At 50.9% G+C, this 2,658-nt stretch carries 2 protein-coding genes and 1 pseudogene; 1 reads left to right on the top strand and 2 read right to left on the bottom strand.

Going from position 1 to position 2,658, the window contains the following annotated elements:
* A pseudogene (locus AB4Y40_RS42635) lies at positions 1-151 on the top strand (IS630 family transposase); the annotation flags it as partial.
* Here the strand turns inward: AB4Y40_RS42635 and AB4Y40_RS42630 are convergent.
* Both AB4Y40_RS42630 and AB4Y40_RS42625 read right to left on the bottom strand, forming a co-directional pair.
* Positions 151-1,167: a PLP-dependent cysteine synthase family protein gene (locus tag AB4Y40_RS42630; RefSeq protein ID WP_368692970.1), complete on the bottom strand. Its 1,017-nt coding sequence runs from the start codon at positions 1,165-1,167 to the stop codon at positions 151-153. The pseudogene AB4Y40_RS42635 and the gene AB4Y40_RS42630 overlap by 1 nt on opposite strands.
* Positions 1,168-1,805: 638 nt before the next feature.
* On the bottom strand, positions 1,806-2,219 hold the full coding sequence (locus AB4Y40_RS42625; RefSeq protein WP_368692969.1) for a ParB N-terminal domain-containing protein: 414 nt from the start codon (positions 2,217-2,219) through the stop codon (positions 1,806-1,808).
* Positions 2,220-2,658: the final 439 nt, after the last annotated feature.

The raw sequence follows: 2,658 nt of genomic DNA, 5'->3' as shown, positions 1-2,658 counted from the left end.
CATTGCGCGTGGCGTATTCACCAGCACCAGGGATCTCGACAAAAAGCTCATGCGGTACATACTTCAATACAATAAGCAAGCACTCCCATTGAAATGGAAGTACTCCGATCCATCGCGGCGAATCCGGCGCAATTCATCTGGTTCAACGGACTACGTCTTCGTTACGCGGTTTGCTGCAACCGGAACGTTGGCGAGAAGTTCGCCGAAATTCTCTTCAAGGTCAAAGATTTGGATCTCGTGAGCCGACAGCCAATCTTGGTTGAAAACAGTGTCCAAATATTTGGTACCACTGTCGCACGCAAGTGTGACGATCCGCGATCCTATCGGCGCTTGCCGAGCCACATTGAGCGCCTCATAGATCGCCCCCCCCGCCGATCCACCAACCAATAACCCGTGCCGCTGAGCCAAATAGTGGCAAGTCGAGAAGGCCATCTCGTCGCTCACTTTGCGGCCTGCATCTATTACGTCGTAGTCAATCGCCATGCCTACATCGGCTCCTTCAGGTGTGCCAGTGCCTGACTGGCGATAATGCCCGCTCTGCCCACCAAAGATGACACTTCCGACAGGCTCCACGCCAATCACTTGAAGTCGAGGAATATGCATTCGCAGTTGACGTGCGGAACCACATAGTGACCCACCAGTACCGATAGCGCACACAAAATGGGAAATTGTCGGGCCGAGGTCGTCGAGCAATTCAGCTGCCAGTCCAACATACCCAGCTGGATTTGCAGGGTTGTTGTGCTGTTCAGTCCAATAGGACCCTTCTTCGATAGAGATTCGCATCGCTTCCCGATCGCGCATGTCAGTGGCTAGTGCACCGTCGCCGCTGCCAACGACCCTGACGTTGCTTCCGAATGCACGAACCGTAAGGATTTTCTCAAGGCTTGCATGAGTGTCCATAAGAGCTGTGAACTTGATTCTCCGCACAGCCGAGATCATGGCCAACGCACTGGCGGTATTGCCTGACGAAGATTCGACGATGTCAACAATATCTTCGCTTGAGGTAATTGATCGATTGTCGACCATGCTCAGCGCCATGCGATCTTTCATTGATCCAGACGGGTTGAACATCTCGAGCTTAAGATAAAGACTGATTTCACCTCCACGTAGAGGAATGTGTAGCAGTGGTGTCTGCCCGATGGTATCGAGTATGCTATTTACGATCATTATTCTGTTCCTATTCTTATTCCATTCCCGTTTGAGCTCCATCGGGTAACAGATGTGCGATTCAAACGGATGGTGGTGATCTTTTTCGAGTAAGAGAATTCGATGGAATGAGTTGTAGTTGCAATACATCGGGTAGTAGGTAGCGGTTTTGATGCAGGCAGCGAGACCGGGCGCAAAAACGCCTCGTCGGATTGCCAGCTATGCCATCGGACGATGCATGACAGAGGACATCTGCGTCGGGAATTGACGCGCAATTTGTGGCGTGGCGCAGGTTGAGCGCGCCGCGGAATAGCCGAATCGATCATGGGCATACAACTCCGAGAACAAAAGTCATACAAATTAATTTCATATGCGAAACGATGCTAGACAAATTGAATAACATTGCATTTCGCCTCCGAAGAGGAGCAAAGATCGTTTGAATTTCTTACTCGTGATCTGAGCGTGACAAACACCACAGATCTGGCACATCCATTCCGCCATTGGGAATGTCTGTAATTCTCCAGAGGTCCCCAATGTGATTCCGATGCGGTCTTGCACGCTAATCCGCATATCCGATTACCTGTGGATCGAGTTGCGAATGCAATGCCGAATAAAGTTTCTGGCTCGCCGACAGAGTGTCCTTGACTAGCGACGGCAGCTCACCTGAGGTCATCGAGTTCGAATGCACAACCCGGCAACGTAACTTTCAACTTGTGTCGGGTAGTCTTGAAACTCATCAATTTCCCGGATAGACCAGCTTCGATAATGTCGTCAATGGGAACGGGTTCAGGATTGGCCCAGTAGGTCACATCCAAGTTTGGGTCATCGTAGGAAAGCAAGATACACGGTACAAGCGAGAGGCCTAGTTCCTTTGCACAAAAGTGGCGGTGGTGACCATCCATAATAATGAAGTGGCGGTGTTCGACTAAAATTGGTGTAGTCCAGCGCTTAATTTCCGCGATCGATTTGAGCAATGTCCAAGCACGTGGCACATTGATCTTCTCGCTTGGCCGAAGTTGATCCACTGGCAGTTTGGCCACTGTGTAGCTTGCTATAGGGTTTGGGGATGACAAGGGCTTCTCCTAAGTCGTGGACAGGTCCTCTTGCAGTAAAGCACGTGTCGTGCCATATGGAACTCCGTAGATTTCGACACGATATCCATGATAGGAATTGTCGTCTGTCCGACGTTGTCGGGAAAAGAACGTCCGAAACAATACTTAATCAGTTTGGCTATCGGGCAAAAGGGCAAACTAGAGAGCGTCAAGCAGCACGGCCGGTCAACGACAACTATTTTGGCCGGTCAACGGGGTAGTTGTCGTTCGGTATCAGGTCATATTTGACGTTGCTCCTTCATAGTTGTCGTTGCGTGATCATTGAGGTTGACGGTAAGCGATGAATTCTCCACACCGAATGTAGAATCGTTCGCAACCAGCGGGCGAGCGTAGCTGCATCGCGACGGTCGCGATCGACCGGCGATGTCTGCGTCAGGATGGTGAGCCTGTGCGTCGGGCT

It is taken from the genome of Paraburkholderia sp. EG287B, from assembly GCF_040965595.1.
GTDB lineage: Bacteria > Pseudomonadota > Gammaproteobacteria > Burkholderiales > Burkholderiaceae > Paraburkholderia.
This window is presented reverse-complemented; position numbering and strand designations above follow the sequence as displayed.